The organism is Acinetobacter sp. IRS14, assembly GCF_034650275.1.
In the GTDB taxonomy this organism is placed as follows: domain Bacteria; phylum Pseudomonadota; class Gammaproteobacteria; order Pseudomonadales; family Moraxellaceae; genus Acinetobacter; species Acinetobacter oleivorans.
This window is the reverse complement of the sequence record NZ_JAOVFN010000077.1, coordinates 1-535: the sequence shown is the minus strand read 5'-3', so window position 1 is coordinate 535 and position 535 is coordinate 1. Positions and strand designations below refer to the sequence as shown.

Annotated in this window: 1 protein-coding gene; it reads left to right on the top strand. The window is 35.1% G+C overall.

Annotated features, from left to right (window positions below; all coding sequences use genetic code 11):
* On the top strand, nucleotides 1-535 hold a 535-nt coding region (locus tag ODQ17_RS19155; RefSeq protein WP_322905654.1), incomplete at both ends, for a hypothetical protein.

Sequence of the window (535 nt, the reverse complement as noted above, 5' to 3'; positions counted from 1 at the left end):
GTAAACAAGAAAAAGGAAACCATCACCAAGGATGGATTATCATCAGTTACCGAGTATAGTGAGTATAATTCAGCTGGGGCGCCGGGCAAGATTATAGAACCAAGTGGGGTGGTGGAAACAATTAGATATGATGGGTCAAATTTGCCCAGGTTTAAGAAAAGGACTGATCCTGCAAGTGATTTTACCCAAACTAATTTCTATGAATATTTTTTAAATAATTTAACTTTACAAGATGATCTTGAAACCAACTTAAAAAGATATACCTATCTTAATGGAAATAAAGACTTAATAGAAACTTTATATGAACAAGAAAAGTACTTGTTGCAAGTATACAATTATAACTCTAATGGACAGCTGATCTCTGAGAAAGAATTATATTATATATATATGCCTGTACCTGGTATGCAGGAGTTATTTATGGGAGAAAAAAGAGACAAGGCCAGTTATGTTTATGACCGTTTAGGGAACCTGACTGAAAGCAAATATGGTTCAGATGGTACGGCCAACTGGCAGAAGAAAGAATATGATGCGAACG